The organism is Bacillus sp. EKM202B (assembly GCF_011066025.1).
Taxonomy (GTDB): Bacteria; Bacillota; Bacilli; order Bacillales; family Bacillaceae_G; genus Bacillus_A; species Bacillus_A toyonensis.
Window position 1 is genome coordinate 12,600 of record NZ_JAAMNK010000014.1, and the last position, 18,982, is coordinate 31,581.

General features: G+C 33.7%; 20 protein-coding genes and 8 pseudogenes. 25 read left to right on the forward strand and 3 right to left on the reverse strand.

The features are described from left to right. Positions 1 to 121: 121 nt before the first annotated feature. Positions 122 to 907: a hypothetical protein gene (locus G9F74_RS17130; RefSeq protein WP_016107920.1), complete on the reverse strand. Its 786-nt coding sequence runs from the start codon at positions 905 to 907 to the stop codon at positions 122 to 124. 297 nt (positions 908 to 1,204) lie between these two features. On the opposite strand from G9F74_RS17130, the gene G9F74_RS17135 reads away from it, so the two are divergent. From G9F74_RS17135 to G9F74_RS17165, 7 genes are all read left to right on the forward strand, one after another. Beyond that, positions 1,205 to 1,834 (forward strand): hypothetical protein, encoded by a 630-nt coding sequence (locus G9F74_RS17135; protein ID WP_016107921.1) that lies wholly within the window; start codon positions 1,205 to 1,207, stop codon positions 1,832 to 1,834. A gap of 251 nt (positions 1,835 to 2,085) precedes the next feature. Continuing rightward, positions 2,086 to 2,382, forward strand: a complete 297-nt coding sequence (locus G9F74_RS17140) for a WXG100 family type VII secretion target (protein WP_000918591.1) — start codon at positions 2,086 to 2,088, stop codon at positions 2,380 to 2,382. A gap of 158 nt (positions 2,383 to 2,540) precedes the next feature. Beyond that, positions 2,541 to 2,816 (forward strand): TIGR04197 family type VII secretion effector, encoded by a 276-nt coding sequence (locus G9F74_RS17145; RefSeq protein ID WP_000529664.1) that lies wholly within the window; start codon positions 2,541 to 2,543, stop codon positions 2,814 to 2,816. 40 nt (positions 2,817 to 2,856) lie between these two features. Then, the gene (locus G9F74_RS17150; protein ID WP_016107922.1) at positions 2,857 to 3,219 is read left to right on the forward strand and encodes a DUF3958 family protein; all 363 of its coding nucleotides are present in this window, start codon (positions 2,857 to 2,859) and stop codon (positions 3,217 to 3,219) included. Further along, on the forward strand, positions 3,216 to 4,640 hold the full coding sequence (locus G9F74_RS17155) for a pre-toxin TG domain-containing protein (protein WP_016107923.1): 1,425 nt from the start codon (positions 3,216 to 3,218) through the stop codon (positions 4,638 to 4,640). The genes G9F74_RS17150 and G9F74_RS17155 overlap by 4 nt, the downstream gene beginning before the upstream one ends. Before the next feature lie 18 nt (positions 4,641 to 4,658). After that, positions 4,659 to 5,129 (forward strand): hypothetical protein, encoded by a 471-nt coding sequence (locus tag G9F74_RS17160; RefSeq protein WP_000595046.1) that lies wholly within the window; start codon positions 4,659 to 4,661, stop codon positions 5,127 to 5,129. A gap of 3 nt (positions 5,130 to 5,132) precedes the next feature. Further along, on the forward strand, positions 5,133 to 5,342 hold the full coding sequence (locus G9F74_RS17165) for a hypothetical protein (RefSeq protein WP_000392187.1): 210 nt from the start codon (positions 5,133 to 5,135) through the stop codon (positions 5,340 to 5,342). A gap of 80 nt (positions 5,343 to 5,422) precedes the next feature. Here G9F74_RS17165 and G9F74_RS30110 read toward each other — a convergent pair. Further along, positions 5,423 to 5,669, reverse strand: a pseudogene (locus G9F74_RS30110) (tyrosine-type recombinase/integrase); the annotation flags it as partial. 127 nt (positions 5,670 to 5,796) lie between these two features. On the opposite strand from G9F74_RS30110, the pseudogene G9F74_RS17170 reads away from it, so the two are divergent. The 14 genes and pseudogenes from G9F74_RS17170 to G9F74_RS17235 all read left to right on the forward strand — a co-directional run bounded on the left by G9F74_RS17170 (position 5,797) and on the right by G9F74_RS17235 (position 13,359). Continuing rightward, positions 5,797 to 6,464, forward strand: a pseudogene (locus tag G9F74_RS17170) (hypothetical protein). A gap of 13 nt (positions 6,465 to 6,477) precedes the next feature. After that, positions 6,478 to 6,570 (forward strand): annotated as a pseudogene (locus G9F74_RS17175) (DUF4176 domain-containing protein); the annotation flags it as partial. 11 nt (positions 6,571 to 6,581) lie between these two features. Continuing rightward, a complete protein-coding gene (locus G9F74_RS17180) occupies positions 6,582 to 6,773 on the forward strand; it encodes a hypothetical protein (protein WP_016107925.1) in 192 nt (63 codons plus the stop codon). A gap of 107 nt (positions 6,774 to 6,880) precedes the next feature. Next, positions 6,881 to 6,994: pseudogene (locus G9F74_RS30115) on the forward strand (hypothetical protein); the annotation flags it as partial. Then, positions 6,963 to 7,323 (forward strand): annotated as a pseudogene (locus tag G9F74_RS17190) (AHH domain-containing protein). The pseudogenes G9F74_RS30115 and G9F74_RS17190, both read left to right, overlap by 32 nt. Positions 7,324 to 7,357: 34 nt before the next feature. Next, the gene (locus tag G9F74_RS17195; protein WP_000707075.1) at positions 7,358 to 7,927 is read left to right on the forward strand and encodes an imm11 family protein; all 570 of its coding nucleotides are present in this window, start codon (positions 7,358 to 7,360) and stop codon (positions 7,925 to 7,927) included. Between the two features lie 140 nt (positions 7,928 to 8,067). Further along, on the forward strand, positions 8,068 to 8,520 hold the full coding sequence (locus G9F74_RS17200; RefSeq protein ID WP_033668471.1) for a YrhA family protein: 453 nt from the start codon (positions 8,068 to 8,070) through the stop codon (positions 8,518 to 8,520). A 19-nt stretch (positions 8,521 to 8,539) separates the two neighbouring features. Continuing rightward, positions 8,540 to 8,890: pseudogene (locus G9F74_RS17205) on the forward strand (SMI1/KNR4 family protein); the annotation flags it as partial. A gap of 331 nt (positions 8,891 to 9,221) precedes the next feature. Further along, positions 9,222 to 9,893, forward strand: a complete 672-nt coding sequence (locus G9F74_RS17210) for a hypothetical protein (RefSeq protein WP_000748161.1) — start codon at positions 9,222 to 9,224, stop codon at positions 9,891 to 9,893. 413 nt (positions 9,894 to 10,306) lie between these two features. Next, positions 10,307 to 10,957: a Yip1 family protein gene (locus tag G9F74_RS17215; RefSeq protein ID WP_016107928.1), complete on the forward strand. Its 651-nt coding sequence runs from the start codon at positions 10,307 to 10,309 to the stop codon at positions 10,955 to 10,957. A 77-nt stretch (positions 10,958 to 11,034) separates the two neighbouring features. Next, a complete protein-coding gene (locus G9F74_RS17220; protein WP_016107929.1) occupies positions 11,035 to 11,334 on the forward strand; it encodes a contact-dependent growth inhibition system immunity protein in 300 nt (99 codons plus the stop codon). A 19-nt stretch (positions 11,335 to 11,353) separates the two neighbouring features. Beyond that, positions 11,354 to 12,196, forward strand: a pseudogene (locus G9F74_RS17225) (EndoU domain-containing protein); the annotation flags it as partial. A gap of 19 nt (positions 12,197 to 12,215) precedes the next feature. Next, positions 12,216 to 12,545: a hypothetical protein gene (locus G9F74_RS17230; protein ID WP_016107931.1), complete on the forward strand. Its 330-nt coding sequence runs from the start codon at positions 12,216 to 12,218 to the stop codon at positions 12,543 to 12,545. A gap of 337 nt (positions 12,546 to 12,882) precedes the next feature. Then, positions 12,883 to 13,359 (forward strand): annotated as a pseudogene (locus G9F74_RS17235) (DUF6985 domain-containing protein). 193 nt (positions 13,360 to 13,552) lie between these two features. Here G9F74_RS17235 and G9F74_RS17240 read toward each other — a convergent pair. Continuing rightward, positions 13,553 to 14,875, reverse strand: a complete 1,323-nt coding sequence (locus tag G9F74_RS17240; RefSeq protein ID WP_000035832.1) for an MFS transporter — start codon at positions 14,873 to 14,875, stop codon at positions 13,553 to 13,555. Between the two features lie 225 nt (positions 14,876 to 15,100). On the opposite strand from G9F74_RS17240, the gene G9F74_RS17245 reads away from it, so the two are divergent. From G9F74_RS17245 to G9F74_RS17260, 4 genes are all read left to right on the forward strand, one after another. Next, positions 15,101 to 16,690 carry an ATP-binding protein gene (locus G9F74_RS17245; protein WP_016107934.1) on the forward strand — a complete coding sequence of 530 codons (1,590 nt, stop codon included), beginning with the start codon at positions 15,101 to 15,103 and terminating at the stop codon, positions 16,688 to 16,690. Between the two features lie 19 nt (positions 16,691 to 16,709). Continuing rightward, positions 16,710 to 17,387 carry a response regulator gene (locus G9F74_RS17250; RefSeq protein WP_016107935.1) on the forward strand — a complete coding sequence of 226 codons (678 nt, stop codon included), beginning with the start codon at positions 16,710 to 16,712 and terminating at the stop codon, positions 17,385 to 17,387. Continuing rightward, positions 17,384 to 18,352: a tripartite tricarboxylate transporter substrate binding protein gene (locus G9F74_RS17255; protein WP_016107936.1), complete on the forward strand. Its 969-nt coding sequence runs from the start codon at positions 17,384 to 17,386 to the stop codon at positions 18,350 to 18,352. The genes G9F74_RS17250 and G9F74_RS17255 overlap by 4 nt, the downstream gene beginning before the upstream one ends. A gap of 225 nt (positions 18,353 to 18,577) precedes the next feature. After that, entirely contained in the window at positions 18,578 to 18,979 is a 402-nt protein-coding gene (locus G9F74_RS17260) for a (deoxy)nucleoside triphosphate pyrophosphohydrolase (RefSeq protein WP_000739608.1), read from the forward strand. The last annotated feature ends 3 nt before the right edge of the window (positions 18,980 to 18,982 follow it).

The following is an 18,982-nucleotide window of genomic DNA, read 5'->3' on the forward strand; positions in this document are numbered from 1 at the left end:
CAAATGCTCATCAATTTCAAGAAGTGAACGTAAAGTAATTCCGAAGTATACAATATTTTACTTTCAGCGATGTAATCCCTAATAAAAGATTCAATAAATTTTATAATGTAAATATTTAATTCTAATCATTAAAAATCCTACTTTTTCTTACTTTAATTGTTTCTAAAATATAAATAAGAATACCTAAACCAAATATCTTTTCAGCATTAGAAATATTATTACCTAATTTAATAATAGGTACATTTAAGCCAAATCTTTCATTCCATTCTAAAGGCATATATCCCCTCTTGCAGTTTATTAATATACGATCATCCATTGTATGAAAAGACGTTTCGAAAAAATCAAATTCCACTTCTATCTCAGAAATTTTTATCTCTTTTTCATTCATCAAAGAACCACGTACCATTCCAAATCCTTGTATCATATTTTCTTTAAACATACCTACACAATTATAATTCGAATCATAAATAGCCCAATCATAATTTTCAACTTCACTTTGAAAATATGCGAGAATTTCTCCATCACTTGCTTCCAATCCAAAAACTTCTTTATTTTTTAAAATAGGTAATGTTGAAGAAATCATCTTTGTTCCTGCTACATATCTTCCATCAGGAGTATATAAACCTAAATGTTTATTATTGCCGGGTAATTCTAACAAAACATAAGTATCAATATCCCAAAATGTTAAATCATTTTTAACTATATTTTTTTCTAGTAAATTTCCTTTTCTTAATTGCCAAAATCCAATACTAAAAAATACAAGAGAAGCTATAATAATTAAGATTACTGGTCCCCAATTAATGTTACCCCAAGTATTATACATACCAATTAATCCATAAAGAAAAAGTCCAGTTCCAATTAAACACTTAAACTTCCCTCTTTTTTTATAATACTCAAATAATTCCACGCAAACACCTCTATCAGTTGGTCTTAATATTTCAATTATCCTTCAAATGGTCACATTACCGAAAGTGAAAAATTGTACGCTAAGGGTGTAAAAACCTATTATAGCAGGTTTTATAGAGCATATAAGTCTATGTTGATGCTACCCCAATATAGACTTATATTTAACTTTATAATAAAAGAGGACGTGGAGTAACTGGATTATTCTTAATCATTCGACAAGATGCAACAATTTAAGATGGTATTTTTTGCTATGATAAGTAAGGAATTTACATATCGTGTTATTGGGGGATAAAAAGAGATGTTGAAAAAATTTACTACATGTATTTTAGGTGGCGCTTTAGTATTCAATTTATCTGGTTGCGACAATACATCCGACAAAACTTCTTCAGAATCTAAAGAAACCAATTCTAAACAAGAAGAAAAGAAAGTGCAAACAACTGATGAGGCGAAAACGAAAGAGAATACAAAGCAGAAAAATACAGAACAAACAAAAGAGAAATCAAAAATAAAAGAAAAAGAGTATGCTGTAAACAAGGATTTTCATACACCTAAATTTGATGTAACTGTAAAAAGAGTTGTAGAAAGAGATAAGGTTGGTAAAGAAAGTATAGGATTCCAAAAACCTGAAGATGGACATGTCTTTATTGTTGTAGAAGCAGAAGGGAAAAATATCACAAACGAACCGATGAAATTAGCCGTTTTACCATCAGTGGATTTAGTGGATGAAAATGATAATGCTTACCAAAGTGATGTGTTGGCAGCTAGTAGTTATGCGGTTGAAAAAGGCGAGACCTCTACTCTTACTAAGGGATTAAAACCAGGGGAGGTAATGAGAGAAAGTAAAGTTTACGTGATTAATAAAGAAAAATTTGATACAGGAAAATGGTATGTAGTTGTTAACAATGAGTATAAGGAGCAAATTAAATAGTGTTTATTTATGAAGAGGAGATGGCTCCTCTTTTTTTGTTATAAGTTAACACAGAATTTCGTTATGAGGGACTACCTTTTGGTGGTCTTTTTTGCATAAAATCTTGTAAAGCAAGAAAAAGTAGAATATTAATATTCTAATATTCAATAGAAATATAAAATATTTAAAAGTTCAAAATAATACATTATAATATATTTAGTAAAATTAACCAAAATATATTTTGCTTATTATGTATTAAAGGGGAAATGAAAATGGCTGGACAAATTCGTATGTCACCAGAGGAGCTTAAATCGAAAGCGGCTCGATATGGACAAGGTGCAAATCAAATTGAGGACATTTTAAGTCAACTACAAAACTTACAAAATGAATTAAGAGGAGAATGGGAAGGTCGTGCTTTCGAAGGTTTTGATCAACAGTTCAATCAATTAAAGCCAAAAGTACAAAACTTTGCACAGCTATTACAAGAAATTAATATGCAGCTTAATAAAACTGCAGAAGCTGTTGCTTCTCATGATGAAGAATTATCACGTAATTTCGGTTTGAAATAAAAATTGTTTTACTCTATATAACAAGTATTTCAAATGAGCCATACAGCTTATATTGTATGGCTCATTTGATTGCGTGCCTAGTGAGCGATTGATAGGGATATATATTTAATGAGATTTCTTTGATGCGTTTGGAAAACTTATAGAAAGGGTTTGAAAGAATGGGACAATTTCAAAGTAATTTACAAACAGCAACGCAAATTGCTACGAAAATGGGATCAGCCTCTGATAGGATTCAAAGTGCAACCAGTCGTTCTATAACAAAGGCGGCGCGTACAACGTTGTCTGTTAATTTCAAATCACAAGAAGCGAATCAGCAAGTTTTAGACTTGACGAAACAATTTTCCGCTGCCTTCCAGCAAGCGGTTGATAATATTCATTCGGTAGCTAAAGAATTTGAGAGAATGGATAACGAACTTCACAATACTTTTCGCTGATGTGACAACCTACGTAAAGTAAAATAGTAGGAGGAATATGATGAGTCAAGATATTGAAAAACAAATTAATCAAGTAAATCAAAAGTTACGAAGTGTATTTGAAGAACAGGACCGAAATCAATCTGCGATTCAAGCTCAAGAACAAGCGGAAGCAGATTTTTATGAATGTAGAAGTCGAAATCGTCGTTTGTTTGATCGAATTTTAGGAACTTGGCATGGTGATAGAGAAATGTCTCAGTTTTTTATGAATACGTATCAAGATGCACAACATATTGAACGAAAAGTCACATTTGAATTGGAAAACCAAAAAGAAACGCTGCTTAAAGAAAGACGAAACCTTAGTGATTTAGAAAACGACCTTTCCTATCAACAACAACAATTAGCGAGGGAGGTCAATGCATGAGCTTAAATATGTATTTAGGAGAAGTACAAGGCCAAACTCAAAGCATGAATGCTGTATGTAACGCTACTATTCAAGGTATGGAACAAGTCATTCAGTCAATTGATGCCTTTGCAATTGATACTGTTCTACAAGGACAAACTTATAGCAGTGCAAAATCATTTTTTGTACAAACCTTTCGTCCTTTAGCGCAAGGCATCATTTATCTGTGTGAAGAGTTAATTCGTCAGAACGATGCTTTTCCAAGTCAATTTCAATCACAAGTCGCTTCCACAGATGTAATTGAACAAGAAATATTAGAACAAATTCGAGAAATTGACCGAATGAAAGCAAGTATGGAAGCCATCAGTCAAGCTATGCCAATCCCAGGTATGGACGCTATGGCGAATCTTTTTACTGTGATGAGGAAAAAACTGCAAGAAAAGCTGGATCATTTGTATCAATTCAATCAGACCTCTAGTAATAATTATAGTACAGCACTTCAATTAGCAGCTAGTATTGCTGCAGGTCTTGCGGAAGTTCAAAGTGGGAAAGGGTTTAGTCCCGTAAGTGGTACGTTTAGTACACAAGGTTTGAATATGGAATGGACAACTTCAATTCAAACAATTACAGAAGATAGAAATCGTCAGACTGATAACCTTCTAAATAGTGGTACAATTGAAGAAGGAGCAATTGATGGTAGATTTTCATCGGAATCAGAAGAAAAAGGTTTTGATGGTAAAAAACTAGCAAGGGATATAGCTGGTGAAATAAGTGGTGAATATGATATTCGTCGGGCTTGGGATGGTGTTGATCCATCATCTGGAGAAAAACTGTCTACTTTGGACCGATTTTTAGCTGGTGGGATGGTAGTAGCTGGTCTTACCCCAATTGGAAAAATTTCGAAAGTTGGTAAGGGTGTAAAGATGACTGCTGACGCTACTAAGGTTGTAAATAAAACTAAAAAAGTACCTGTTGAGAAAGTAAATGAAGCTAAAGGTACAAGTGAAGTTAATAAGAAAGTCAGCGGAACTAGTGTAAGAGAAGAAAACGTTACTTATCGTAGGGTTCAAGGTGGTGATAGTAAAGAGTTAATTTTAGTTAATGATGATGGTACACTCTCTTTAAATAGTAAATGGAGGGCAGATCATAATTTAAATGTATCTACTGGAAAAGATCACTCTACATATTTCAAAAATAAACGAGCAGACTCATATATTGTGGAATTTGATGTACCACAGTATTTAGATGATTTAATTAGAGAAAATGCGATTTCTCAGAAGGGTTATAAAACTAATCCACTTAACCAAGGTAGAACAGCTCCTAAGATTGTTGACAAGGGTATTTTTGATAAATATGGATTTGAAGGTGTTGCATACGAATTACCTGACCCCATTAGTCGGTGGTTGGTAGAATACGGACGGAATGCTAAACTTATTAAGTAAGAGAGGAGAGCGTGTTAAATGATTAAGCCTTTATACGCCGAAAATATTATAGTAGGTGTAAAATATAAAAATAAGCTCAATTGGTATATAACTGAATCGGATTTATGGTATTTAGATTATAATCAAGCTGGATATTCTCCTAGTGAATATCCAGAGGAAAGAAAAGGCATTAGTATTTTAAATGAGACTACAATAGCTAACTTTTTAGAAAGAATAGAAAAATATAAAAGATTTACAGAAGATATTAGGTTAGAATTTTTAAGGGAACTAAGAACTAATAGAGAAGAAGCCTATTATGATTATAATCCATGTTTCCTAATAGACTTTGAGCGTTTAATTTTTTATTCTAATTATCCGGAATCAATATCTTTTGAAGAATATATTCCGAATAACTGGAGAGGTTATTTACAGCGATTTGATGAACAAGTACCCTATGAATATAGATATTGGGAAGATGAGAATAAAAACTATTTAGTTAGAGAGGATTAGGTCATGGAAGAAAATAAAGTAGTTATGATAAAAGAAACATTTAAAAATGAAGAAACTGGTGAACTAACGCCAGGAGTTACTATAATACTTGATGGGAATTTAAGGGAAGTGTTGGAGATAATTATGGAAAAAGAAGGCTATTCGGATTATCCAGAAGCTTTAAAAGAAGTAATCTTTGAAGGGATTCATCATTTTGTGAAAAGAAATAAATAATAAGCTGACATATACTTTTAAGGTAAAGGGCAATTCTGAAAGGGATATGCCCTTTTTATTTTTTAAATTTGAAATGTAACTCAGATATTATCTTTTTCTTCCTTATTGATACCAATATATTTTAAGTGTAATTTATGAGGTGCTATGATTGAGTATTTCTTACAACATAGCGAAATCTTTTGTTTGTTTATAGAACCAATAGCCGAAGGTTTTGCGCATGGTGTGAGTCCCAATAGATTCGATACCAGCAAAATCTTTGGCTTTTTGAAATTTTTGATAAGCCTAGATTTTATTGATGGGTTGATCTTCTTTTCGAGAAGGGAATAATATTTCACAGAAGGTGTAAAATGGGATGTTGATTTAGATGGTGATGGTGAAGATAATAGTATTAAGGATAGGGTGAAAACGGGTTCGAAAAAAGCTTGGTCAACAGTTGCGGGGTGGTTTAATTAACATGAAAAAAAATACAGATTTTAATAAAAAAGCTTTTGAATATTATATGGCTCTTTATGCTGTAAATGATATAAGATCGACTATAATTACTCTTGTGATTGGGATAGCAGATATATTTGTGCTTTTACCTGCTTTTGCGAATCCTGTTCAACCGATATATATGTACATAATAGTTCCACCAGTTGCTTTTTTAAATGTATGGGCAATATGGATTGCTATAAACCCTCGGAAACGGCAATTACAATACACTCTATTTCGTGGGGTATTTGGCATCGTATGTTCAGTAGGATTATTAATTATAACCCAAAAGTTTGCATATGGAATGTTAGGATTACAAACTCCAATCTATTTTGTTTTTCAGTTGGTTTGTATATTTTTGCTTTGAATCATTATTATAAAAACCATATTAAAAAACTTCAGGGACCAATCAAAAAATCAAAATCATCGAAAAAAAACTCTGGTTTCGGAGTATTGGCTTTTGTAGGATTGGGTCAACTCGTTGCTAATATCAGTCTTGGTTTTGCAACACAAAAGATGGTAGCAATTGTATTAATGTGTGTATACTCCATGCTTTCGTTTATTTTGTTTCATTTCATTATGGAACTCCATAGGTACTATTATTTAAGGAAGCATATAGAAGATGGGGGTAGAACACATGAAACCTTTTAAAGAGGTTTATTGAATTTTAAGTATTGTGATTTATGGAAGGGAACCAAAACTTATGGTTAAAGAACCTGTGATGTATGACTATATTGGCTGTTTTTATCCAGAAGGAGGAAAGCTGATATGCAAGCATTTAAAGTCGGGAAATTAGTCACATTCCTTGCAATTATAATACTTCTTGTAGTTGCTATTTTATCTCCTTACAACTTATTTAAAAAGATTTATTTTATTATTGGTGTTCTTATTATTGGCGCAATTTCACTTGGTGCAAATAAATTCTTTGAACTGATACACAGTAAATTTAATAAGAAATGATATTACTTATGTGATAGGGAAATTCCCCTCTAAATCCTTAATGATTTAGAGGGGAATTTCTACAATATGATTTTACCGGATTACGTGGAACTAAATTAGTCCATCACCATATTGGTGGTGGTCAAGCTGTTGGGATTCCGCTGCTACTACATCCTGGTTTTGGAGGGATTCATAACGCAGAAAAAGCGATTGAAGCATGGGGGAAAAGATGCAGGGATTGAACCACCCCCATATTCTAATGCAGCACATCATCTAACACCTTGGAACGATAGTAGGGCAGAAAAGGCACAAAAATTATTAAAGGAATTTGGGATAGACCATGATTCGGCGGCTAATGGAGTATTTTTACCTTATAAAGTTAATGAATACGTGACTACTGAGGTCTTACACATAGGGAAGCATAGTTCAGAGTACATACTTAAAGTAGAGAGTATTAAGTCTTGTTAAGAAACGGGGCGGTACTCAAGAAGATGCTGTTGACGCCTTACATGATATAAGAGAGCGTTTATTGAATGGTGAATTAAAATTAAATAAACCGAAGAAAGAGTAATCTTATAATAGAAAAATAACAAAGGAGAGTAAAAATGAAAATTTGGGAATTAAAGAGTTCATTTGATGACTATGAATCCTTTCAACTATTGAACTTAGAAGATTCTAAAAAGTATTTTGAAGGAAAAATTGACTCGGCAGTAAAAGCATCTGATTCATGGGGAGAAATACGTATTAAATGTGTAGAAGAAGGAAATCAAAGTAATTTGCCTCATTTTTGGGGAGAAGTTGGTACACCAATGGTTAGTGGGAAAGCTAAAAAATTTTTAGAGTCTATACTTGGTGATAATGTAGAATTTCTGCCCCTAATTCATGATGTGACGGGAGAAGTGTATTATATAATTAACGTTTTAAATGCACTAGATGCTATTGACTATGAGAAAGCTATACTAAAGAAACTACGTTCTGGTTTAGTAATAGATTTCAAAAAATACGCATTCTTACCTAATATGGTTAAGAACCAAACAATATTCAAAGTTTACTTAAATGAAATATTACATATTCCTTCCGTTTTTGTATCAGATGAATTTAGAAATACAGTGTTAGAAAGTGATTTAAAAGGTTTTGAATTTATAGAGGTATGGGATTTAGAAGCAAACATATAAAAGAAAGGCCTAAAATAATTGATAGGAGTTAGTGACATGGATGTAAAGGATTTAAAAATTCTAAGAATGTTAAACAATTATGAGGGAAATGAAAAAGAAATTTTTGAACTGATTCAAGCTGAAGCAATGGTGAATTTTATATGTGGAAAAATCTGATTTTGGAAATTGGAGATATATTGAAAAGTGTTAATTATAAGCTGAAGACACCTGCAACGGATACTGAAGTTCAAAGATTAAGAGAACATGTAAAAGAGAAATTTAATGTTGATTTACCGAGGGAATACGAAGAGTTTCTTAAAACTGTAAATGGTTTAGACTTTGATGGACTGGTACTTTACGGAGTTGATTCTTCTTTACTAGAAACAAAAAAAGATGAACATATTTGCGGCTTTATAGACACGAATGAGATTTGGTATGAAAATGAATTTCAAAAAGAGTATCTTTTCTTTGGCGATTCAAATATTGCGTGGTTTTGTAAGAGCTTATCAGACGGTACTTATTTAGAACTTGATAAACCATCAGGTACGGTAATGAACACATATAATGATTTTAATACAATGCTTGAGGAAGCGTTAAAAATAACTCTTCTTTAATAGGGGGGTATTAAAAATTATGTTTAATTTTTTAAAAGAATATGTTGTAGCAGACAGAAGTGTCCGTTCTAAACAAAAACCTATTTTCTATCCTATATATCAAGATGAGATAGATGAGGCAGAAAGCTTATTACAAATGGAACTTCCAAAAGAACTGAAACGCTTTTATCAAGAAATAGGTTGTGGTTTTTTAAAGTCTGATACAAGAACGTTTTTCAACAGATTTATGGACCCGATTTCAGTTGCAGATTTCCGTTTAAGGCAAGATATTTATGAATATAATCCAAACCTAGATGATGTAGATGATGATGATTCATTAGTGTTTTTTGAAGTAACAGAACTTAACTTTTTAACAATTAAATTTAAAGAGTGATTGGGTATTAAGATTAATTAATGGAATGAAAGATTTGGATTAAATGCACCTATTATTAAATTTGGGAATAATATCTCTAACGCTGAAAAATATTTGATTTAGGGGTTATTTTCAGTATTTTAGAAATAATCAAAGCAAAAAAAGTAGAATGTTTCATGATTAGAATTGATTATATGCTAATATTCAATAGAAAGATTTGATGTTTGAAAATTCGCAACAAAATCTCATAATATGTTTAGTAAAATTAACCGATTCAAATTTTACTCATTATGTATTAAAGGGAAAATGAAAAAAACTTGGTCAACAGTAGCAGGGTGGTTTAATTAACATGAAAAAAAGTATAGATTTTAATAAGAAAGCTTTTGCACATTATATGGCTCTTTATCCTGTAAATGAAATAAGAGTCCACGTAATTGTTCTTGTCCTTTTGGGGGCAGACGTGTTTGTTCTTTTGCCTGCGTTCGCAAATCCTTTTCAATTACTCTATGTATATATAGTAACTCCTCCAGTTATTTTTTTAAATTTGTGGGCGATATGGATTGCTATCAATCCTCGGAAACGACAATTACAATACACCCTATTTCGAGGAGTATATGGCGCCATATGTTCAGTCGGATTATTGGTTATAACTCAAAAATATGCTTATGAAGTGTTACAATTACAAACTCCCATCTATTTTATTCTTTCATTTGGTTTGTATGGTTTTGCTTTGTATTATTTTTATAAAAATCATATTGAAAAACTTCAGGAACCAAGAAAAAAATCAAAATCAGCGAAAGGAACTGGTGGTGTAAAAGTAGCAACTATTGCAGCGGGATCGGGGCAGTTAATTGCTAATATAATTCTTAGCATTGCAACACAACAGATGGGGGCAATTGTATTTATGTCTGCATGCACAGTGATTTCGTTTGTTTTGTTTTATATGATTATAGAACTCCATAAGTATTATTATTTACGGAAGCATATAGAAGATGGAGGGAAAATACGTATAGGCTTTTAAAGAGAATTTGTTGGATTTCAAGTGTATAATCGCATTCTTCTTATGGAAGCCATTCACGAGACTTATAGCAATAAAAGATGTATAAGTGGAAGATTATATTCTAGTAAAACATCTGAAGGAATGTAAATTAGGTTTGTTCTTATTAATGATAAGATTATAACTGTTTATCCAATGTATTAAAGAATGTGAGGTACTCAAAAATGAAAGTAACTACTCAGCCCATAGTTTAAAAATGCAAGACAATATAGAGGTAATTGCTAAGAAGCACTCCCCCTAAGCTTCAGATGAAATTAAATGATTGAATATTTATATTTAAATAAATGACTATTTATGCTTTAATATTTCTATGTACATAACTGGGATGATTAGGAAATTATATTTAATATGTTTTAAGAAAGGGGAATGTTTTTTATATGGAAACTCCAGAAAATCAATTTAAACGTGCACTTAATCCTTGGTTCTCCATTTGGACAAAACCACGTGATACAATGAAAGAAATTTTTATATCCAAACCTAAGAATGTGTTTTTACTCATTTTATTAGGCTCATTCGTACAGACTTTAGATCGAGCATCTTCTAAAAATATGGCGGATTCAATAAGTAGTCCATTTTCAATAATCTCAATAGTTATATTCGGTACCTTCGTTGCTTTCTTAATTTATTATTTTTTGCTACCAGCGTTATTTAATTGGGTGGCAAAAAAACTTGGTGGACAAGGTACTTTTGAAAAAACACGTTACTCAGTTGCCTATTCTTATATCCCTTACGTTTATTCTCTTATATTAGTTTGGGTGCCTTCATTTTTCTTGTTTGGGATAGAAAACTTTACGAGTGAGACACCGAAAATGGATAGTAGCATAACTTTAACGATTTTGTTTATTATTTTTGCCATAATTGATGTAGTTATTGGAATTTGGACAATCATTATTTCCTTAAAATGTTTAGGAGAAGCACACCAATTTTCAGCATGGAAAGCATTATTAACAATAATAGTGTCCTTTATGATTATCATTCTTCCTTTGGTAATAATAGTATTTCTTATAGTAGGGGTTACAATCCTTTAATAATTTATTTGCTTCTTATGAGCTTAGAAATTTAATTGAGGTTTGGGGACAAGCACAAAATAAGAGGAAAGAAATATATGCTATTAAAAAAAAATCCAGAAGATCCGGTTTATCAGTTCTTAGCAGCAACATTTCATCAAGATACATTTTACGAAGAAGCACTCCAAGAGTTACTTGAAGAAGAAAGTACGGAATATTTACAAGACGCTATTATTTTTCTAACTGAATTTATTCAAAGTGATTATAGTGATAAAGAAAAAAATGAGTACATACAGTTTTCTACAGATGGGATATATTTTGAAGGATTAGAAATAACACCATTAGAATGGCTTGAACAAACAGTTAAAACGCTAAAACAAGCATTAAAAAACACTTAATAAAAAAATCGACCGCCCCGTAATAGGCGGTCTTTATGTTGGTTCTGGGCAAGTTATCGGAGGGATTGTAGAAGGATTCAATTCACTAGATGATACAGTAACAAAAGAAAATATTAAGTATGCTATAGGTCATCCCTTAGAGACAGCATATACCATGTATAATACTTTTTCTGATTCATTTGTGAATGATTTTTGGCATGGTGATGCAGAAAGTCGTGCAAAATGGGGAACAAGTACTTTTATGGAAGTTGGGATAGGATGGATTGGGGATAAAGGGATAGGCAGAGTAGGGAAAATAACTACACTCGGTGAAGGCGCGAATCTAGCAAAATTCTCAGAAGGTATCTCTTCCGTTTCGAATCAAATACCATTGAAAGACCAATTTGCTTTTGCTGGTGGAACTACTTTAAAATCCAATATTACAGGTAATACTTTTACACAAGCTAAAGATACTTTTTTATTCTTCGATAAATTCAAAGCACACCCTAATTCTGTTTTCTTGAATAATAAAGCTGTTGAACATCTTTTTCATAGAAACTTTAATAGAAATAGAGAACCTGGTGGGTACCATCATGAGAGTATGATGGGAGGCGGAAAAATAAAACCTGGAACTGAGTCACCACCTAATCGTTTTGGTGTATATACTGCTGAAATCGAAGTTAATGGGGTTCTAAAGGAATCACCATCGACCTTTTTCCCAAAACATTGGGATAGAACTAAAGTAATGGAAGCCATTCATGAGGCTTTTAATAATAAAAGACATCGACATGGCAATGTATATTCTGGTAAGACTTCTGAGGGAATGGAAATTAGATTTGTTCTTATTAATGATAAAATTATAACTGTTTATCCAAAGTACTAAAGATGGTGAGGTACCAAAAATGAAATATGATTATAAAATAACAAAATATGAAGATGTAGATTCTTTAAAAATAGAATTGCCTAAAGAAATAGAAATTGTAGCCACATTTTTAGAAGATGATATCCAAGAGATTCCCATTAAATGGTGGTTACAACAAATCGATGAAGTATTAAACAATATAAAAGAATATAATGAATTTCAAGGTAATCTATGTGCAGTTCAAGTGAAAAAAGAAGAAACTCTGCTAGTCGATTTATATTCTAATCATGATCCTAATATATGTAAAATAGAAACAACTGAACTTAGAGATTTAATTGAGATATGGGGACAAGCGCAAAAAAATGTATAAAAATAACAATTTAAAAAATAATTTTTATAAAAACATTTAAATTAAGACTCTTCTTAAGTGTGGGCTAGATAGCTCACGCTTTTTATTTCGGGTGACTATAACATTTATTTTTAAAATTTATAATCATACTATTTGTTGCGAACAAACTTTCAAAGAATCTATTGGTGCTACAGCTAATTGAAGGCGTATTAACAATTTGAGAGTAGTTATTGATAAGAATGAAAATGTAATAGCTGTGTTCCTAAAGAATAAGAAAAGTTTAACATGAGTTTATTTTTTTTATTCGGGGAATATGGGCGTAATTGGTTATCGAGAAAAAATTCAGGAGAATAAAATTATGAAAAAAATAAACCATGAATTATTTGGTGAAATTGTTCACGATTTATATTGGAGCGGACAACAAAAGATAACTATTTTTGGGCAGGAAAAAATAGTTTCTTTAACTATTGATGGAGAAGAAGATGATTTAATTCCTAAAGTTTAAGAAGAAGCATATAGGAAGTTCATTACTGATATAAACAAACTTACAAAAGAAGCTGAACAAGCAATATTCGAGTATTATAAAGAAGAATATATGGAATATAGAGATATGGTAGGTGATGAATCTGCTGATAAAATAGCGCCGATTATAACAACCATTCAAGAACTAGGAAAATTGGTGGAACCTGTTGGGTTAATTATATTACCAGATTTTGAAGATGGAATTAGAAGAGTTGGATTAATATTCAATTGTACCTGGGAAGAGGACGGTGTCGGGGTGAAATTTGAAAATGAGCAAGTTGTAGAAGTTGGTTATCAAGACATCGTTATTTAAACTTCAAATTATGTGCTGTCACTATATCGAATAGAAGCTGGGTTTGTAAAATAACAATGAAACTACGTGTTTTTTCGTCATACAAAAACCTCTACATATAAGTAGAGGTTTTTAAATTATATATGAATGAATTATGCTTTTTTAGATAAAGCAAATCGAGTTCAGATAAACGAAGATTATAGAATACATAATTTTAACTAGACTTATTATTAGCTAGTTTATCCCCACCACCAAGCTCCGCCTCAATCTGCGAAGTCTTCGATGACTCATCCATACGCCAATACGTAATAAAGCTGATCGCGATACATCCAGCTACGTAGAAGTAGAAGAGTGATTCCATTCCGATACTCTTTAGCCATAATGCGATGAACTCAGCTGTTCCGCCGAATATCGCAACGGTTAGTGCATATGGTAAACCTACGCCGAGTGCGCGAATTTCAGTTGGGAAGAGTTCTGCTTTTACAATTGCGTTAATCGATGTGTAACCAGTAACGATAATGAGACCGACCATCATGAGTAAAAATGCTACGATTGGTTCTGTCGTTTTTTCCATGAAGAAGAAGATCGGTGCTGTTAGTAATGTTCCGAGAATACCGAAAGCCATTAATAGTGGGCGGCGTCCAATTTTATCGGATAATAGCCCCGCAATCGGTTGAAGTACGACGAAAATAAGTAGTGCGACAAAGTTAATCCAGCTTACAACTTCTTTCGGAAGGCCGACTGTGTTTACCATGAACTTTTGTAAATATGTTGTGTACGTATAGAATGCAACAGTGCCTCCGAGTGTTAGGCCGACTACTGTTAATACTGCTTTCGGATGTTTCATAAGAGCGCTAATGGTTCCTGCGCTTTCGCGTTTTTGCGATTTTATGTTTGAGAATTGCTCTGATTCATCCATCGTGCGGCGAAGCCATAATACAGCTACTGCGCCCATCGCCCCAATAATGAATGGAATACGCCATCCCCAAGCTTTCATATCTGGTTCGCTTAGTAATTGCTGAAGAACAATTTGAACACCTAACGCAACCATTTGCCCAGCAACGAGCGTTACATATTGGAAGCTTGAATAAAAACCACGGCGACCACTACTAGCCATTTCAGATAAATACGTTGCGGAAGTTCCGTACTCTCCGCCAAGTGATAATCCTTGCAGTAAACGAGCAAGAACTAAAATAATTGGTGCCATAATACCGATGCTTTCGTAACTAGGTGTACAGGCGATAATTAAAGAACCACCGGCCATAACTGTAATCGAAAGCGTTAATGCTGCCCGGCGTCCGTGCCGATCTGCATATCGTCCCATTAGCAAACTGCCGATAGGGCGCATTAAAAATCCAACTGCGAAAATAGCTGCTGTGTTCAGTAATTGACTCGTTGGATCACCTTTAGGAAAGAACTCTGCTGAAAAATAAACAGCGAAAGCAGAGTAAACGTACCAGTCGTACCATTCAATTAAATTGCCGACAGAACCTTTGAAAATATTACCGGCGACTCGGTTAGATTTTGCTTGAGCCATACTAATTCCTCCTCTTGCTTATAAATAAAATGATATTTATGAAAGCGCGTTCAATATAGTTGAATTGTACTGTTCATGAATTAAAATCTCAATATTATGACAATTTTATTCTTTTTGTACTTTATGTACATGGATATTTTTAATAGTTGCTTCATTTTCAGTTTTGTCATAATAATAGAAAAAGGAGATTGATAGTTTTGAATATTTTATCAAAGGATATGAAATATGAAGAAATCACGCAAAGTATCATTGCAAACGAAAATAGTAAGCTTAATTATTACGTTAATTTTATTTGTCGTTCTCCTATTAGCAGGAATATTTGTTTACATTCAGTCCGTTGATACGAAACGTCAAGTGGAACAGCTAGCACTGCAAACGGCTAAATCTCTTTCTTTTATGCCAGCTATAAAAGATGCTTTTCAATATAACGAACATAAAAGTAGCATTCAATCCATTGCGGAACAAGTTCGTGAGCAAGCTGGTGCGGATTATGTAATTGTGGAAGATCGCTATGGGTTTATGTATTCCCATTCTAATTCGGAGTTGATTGGTACAAAGAGTAACAATCCATATAACTATGAAGCGCTCACTTTTGGCGGATACTATACGCTCGAAGGAAAGGGTTCAAGTGGCCCAGCTTTAATGGCGAAGGCACCTATTATTGTTCATAACGGAGACTACGATCAAGTTGTAGGCGTTGTGACAGTAGAGTTTTTAATACAAGGTATTGAATCTAACATATTGAGCAGAACGAAAGAAATTATCCTCTTTTCCTTAGCGGTATTATTAGCCGGAATTGTTGGTGGCATTCTTTTAGCGCGTAGCATTCGTAAAGATACACTCGGTTTAGAGCCCAATGAAATCGCAGCGTTATACCGGGAACGAAGTGCGATACTACTATCTATAAAAGAAGGAATCATCGCCATTGATCAAAACGGTTTTATTACGATGATGAACACCTCGGCAGAAGAAATGCTTCATGTAAATGATGATTATATGCAGCAGCACATTTCAAAAGTTTTACCTGATTTTAATATGGAAAGAGTGCTAGAAAACGATCAAGAAATCGCGTTTCAAGATAAAGTGTTTATTTTAAATAGGACGCCGATACTTGAAAATAACAGTACGGTAGGCGTTGTATGTAGTTTTAGAGATAAAACAGAACTGCAAAACTTAGTGAATACGATATCTGAGGTAAGAAAGTATTCGGAGGACTTACGTGCTCAAACGCATGAATTTACAAATAAACTTTTCGTCTTATCAGGATTACTTCAGTTAGGGCACTACAAAGAAGCAATTGAATTTATCCAACAAGAATCTAATATTCATCAAAGTCAAAATCATATTTTATTCCATCAAATTCATGATGCAAAAGTACAAGCTATTTTATTAGGTAAAATCGGAGCAGCATCTGAGAAGAAAATTGATTTTCATATTGAAGGAGATAGTGCGCTTCGTCCATTACCAGAACATATAAAAGTGTCGCATCTTATTACGATTCTTGGAAACATAATCGATAATGCATTTGATGCGGTGAGTGGGCAAGAGGAGAAGAATGTTTCTTTCTTTGTTACGGATATTGGGCACGATATTGTGTTTGAAGTGATAGATAGCGGGATAGGGATACCGGCAGAAAAAATAACGACCATTTTTCAAAAAGGATTTTCAACGAAAGGAACTGATCGTGGTTACGGACTAGCAAACGTGAAAGAAATGGTAGATCTACTAGAGGGAACAATTGAAATTCAAAACGAGAAAAATGGGGGAGCGATTTTTACAATTTACCTTCCGAAAACATTTAGAGAAAGTACATGACAAACAGGGGGATGGGCATATGTTGAAGGTTGCAATTGCAGAAGATGATTTCCGCGTCGCGCAAATTCAGGAAGAGTTTTTATCAAAAATAAAGGACGTAAAAGTGATTGGGAAAGCATTGAATGCGAAAGAAACGATGGAATTACTACAAAGGGAAGAAATTGATTTACTTCTATTAGATAATTATTTACCAGACGGAATTGGAACCGACTTATTACCACAAATCCATGCTGATTTTCCAAACGTTGACGTCATTATGGTTACTGCGGCAAATGAAAACCATATGCTAGAAAAAGCAATTCGAAACGGCGTAAGCAACTATCTTATAAAACCGGTCACGTTAGAAAAATTCGTTCGCACAATTGAAGACTATAAAAGAAAGAAGCAATTATTACATAGTAACAATGAAGTGAATCAAGCACTTATCGATAACTTCTTTGGCCTTTCGCAAACACAAGACATAAAAAACTTACCGACAGGTGTAGATCCGTTAACACTGCAAAAAGTGAAAGGGATTATAAAAGGATTCGAAGAGGGCATTACAATAGAAGAAATGGGCGAACAAATGGGGGCCTCCAGAACAACCGCAAGAAGATACTTAGAATATTTAGTAGCGACCGGCGAATGCACAGTAGAGTACACATACGGCATTATCGGACGACCAGAACGAAAGTACCGAATAGGACGAGGAATATGAAAAAACGATTATTACTATGTATATGGATCATGACAGGAGTAATAGCTGGTTGTTCTTCGGAAAAATCCCATACGAATAAAGTAAACATAGACAAAGTAGAAATCGTTGCGCCAAACGTTCAAGGAGCAGGATGGGACTTAACAGCACGAGCGATGCAACAAACGTTGACAGAAGAAAAAATCTTCACAAAACCAATTACTGTCACAAACAAAGTAGGCGGCAGCGGTGATGTCGGATGGAAATATACGAAACAAAAAGGCGGTCACGTACTGGCGATTAACTCAAGCTTACTCATAACGAACAACCTACTAGGCCACAGTAAACTAACATATAAAGACTTCACACCACTCGCGACACTAGCATCGGACTGGGAAGTCGTTGTTGTATCAAAAGAATCAAACATAGAAAACGCAAAACAACTAATGGAACAACTAAAACAAAACAAGGAAAACTTCAAAATCGGCGTTGCCCCAGGCCTAGGAAACGACGATCACCTATCATTCGTACAAGTAAGCAAAGCATTCGGCATAAACCCTGCCGAACTACAATTCTTCGTCTACGAAAACAAAGAAAAAATCATAAACGCCCTAACGAACAAACAAATAGGCGCCGCAACCATGACCCTATCCGAAGCCGAAAAACAATACAAAGCCAGCAAAATAAAAATACTAGCCGTATCCGCACCAAAACGCCTAGACCGACTACCAGAAATTCCAACGTGGAAAGAACAAGGAATCAACGTCATCTTCCAGCACTGGAAAGGAATTATGGGCCCGAAAGATATGACGGAGGAAGAGGTTGCTTATTGGGATGGTGTGATTAAGAGGATGGTGGAGAGTGATAGTTGGAAGGGGATTTTGAGGGAGAGGGGTTGGGAGAGTTTTTATAAGGGGAGTGGGGAGAGTAGGGGGTTTTTGGAGGAGAGTGATTTTAGGTACGAGGAAATGGTGAAAAAAGAGGCTTAAAAGGGAAGTGTTCAATCAGGCTTTATTTTTGTAGTTACTTCTATATAATATAAAAGAGATGAGAGTGTTAGGCTAATTACATTAAAAGAGCTAGATAGGGATAGATAAAATCTAGCTTACTGATTAAAAATATATTAGTCGTTAAAAGATATAAAAGGCATTTTTCAGTCTATAAAGTGTGGAAACATAAAGTATAGAGTTTCTGTGAGATTTAAGGAGGACATAATGAAGAAAAATATTTATGTTGTTGGAGCAGTAATTGTTCAAGATGAGAAAATTTTATGTGCACAAAGAGGACCATCTAAATCGCTACCTCTTATGTGGGAATTTCCAGGTGGGAAAATAGAAGAGGGAGAAACACCTCAAGAGGCGTTAAAGCGTGAAATTGATGAAGAAATGCATTGTAGCGTGCAGATTGGTGAGCAAATTGATTATACAGCCTATGAGTATGATTTTGGTATTGTTCATTTGAAAACTTTCTATTGTAAACTTGTTGAAGGAAGTCCGGTTCTAACTGAGCACGTAGCAATTAAATGGTTATATCCGAATGAACTAGCAGCTTTAGAGTGGGCACCTGCGGATATCCCGACTATTGAGAAATTATCAAAAGAATCGATTGTAAAGTAATTT

Excerpts from the sequence above, each read along its gene's own strand:
- G9F74_RS17230 (WP_016107931.1), top strand. The coding sequence starts at position 12,216 with ATGAAATATGATTATAAAATAACAAAATATGAAGATGTAGATTCTTTA.
- G9F74_RS17260 (WP_000739608.1), top strand. The coding sequence starts at position 18,578 with ATGAAGAAAAATATTTATGTTGTTGGAGCAGTAATTGTTCAAGATGAG.
- G9F74_RS17145 (WP_000529664.1), top strand. The coding sequence starts at position 2,541 with ATGGGACAATTTCAAAGTAATTTACAAACAGCAACGCAAATTGCTACG.
- G9F74_RS17215 (WP_016107928.1), top strand. The coding sequence starts at position 10,307 with ATGGAAACTCCAGAAAATCAATTTAAACGTGCACTTAATCCTTGGTTC.
- G9F74_RS17200 (WP_033668471.1), top strand. The coding sequence starts at position 8,068 with ATGTGGAAAAATCTGATTTTGGAAATTGGAGATATATTGAAAAGTGTT.
- G9F74_RS17250 (WP_016107935.1), top strand. The coding sequence starts at position 16,710 with ATGTTGAAGGTTGCAATTGCAGAAGATGATTTCCGCGTCGCGCAAATT.
- G9F74_RS17160 (WP_000595046.1), top strand. The coding sequence starts at position 4,659 with ATGATTAAGCCTTTATACGCCGAAAATATTATAGTAGGTGTAAAATAT.
- G9F74_RS17135 (WP_016107921.1), top strand. The coding sequence starts at position 1,205 with ATGTTGAAAAAATTTACTACATGTATTTTAGGTGGCGCTTTAGTATTC.
- G9F74_RS17150 (WP_016107922.1), top strand. The coding sequence starts at position 2,857 with ATGAGTCAAGATATTGAAAAACAAATTAATCAAGTAAATCAAAAGTTA.
- G9F74_RS17255 (WP_016107936.1), top strand. The coding sequence starts at position 17,384 with ATGAAAAAACGATTATTACTATGTATATGGATCATGACAGGAGTAATA.
- G9F74_RS17245 (WP_016107934.1), top strand. The coding sequence starts at position 15,101 with ATGAAGAAATCACGCAAAGTATCATTGCAAACGAAAATAGTAAGCTTA.
- G9F74_RS17195 (WP_000707075.1), top strand. The coding sequence starts at position 7,358 with ATGAAAATTTGGGAATTAAAGAGTTCATTTGATGACTATGAATCCTTT.
- G9F74_RS17220 (WP_016107929.1), top strand. The coding sequence starts at position 11,035 with ATGCTATTAAAAAAAAATCCAGAAGATCCGGTTTATCAGTTCTTAGCA.
- G9F74_RS17210 (WP_000748161.1), top strand. The coding sequence starts at position 9,222 with ATGAAAAAAAGTATAGATTTTAATAAGAAAGCTTTTGCACATTATATG.
- G9F74_RS17240 (WP_000035832.1), bottom strand. The coding sequence starts at position 14,875 with ATGGCTCAAGCAAAATCTAACCGAGTCGCCGGTAATATTTTCAAAGGT.
- G9F74_RS17140 (WP_000918591.1), top strand. The coding sequence starts at position 2,086 with ATGGCTGGACAAATTCGTATGTCACCAGAGGAGCTTAAATCGAAAGCG.
- G9F74_RS17180 (WP_016107925.1), top strand. The coding sequence starts at position 6,582 with ATGCAAGCATTTAAAGTCGGGAAATTAGTCACATTCCTTGCAATTATA.
- G9F74_RS17155 (WP_016107923.1), top strand. The coding sequence starts at position 3,216 with ATGAGCTTAAATATGTATTTAGGAGAAGTACAAGGCCAAACTCAAAGC.
- G9F74_RS17165 (WP_000392187.1), top strand. The coding sequence starts at position 5,133 with ATGGAAGAAAATAAAGTAGTTATGATAAAAGAAACATTTAAAAATGAA.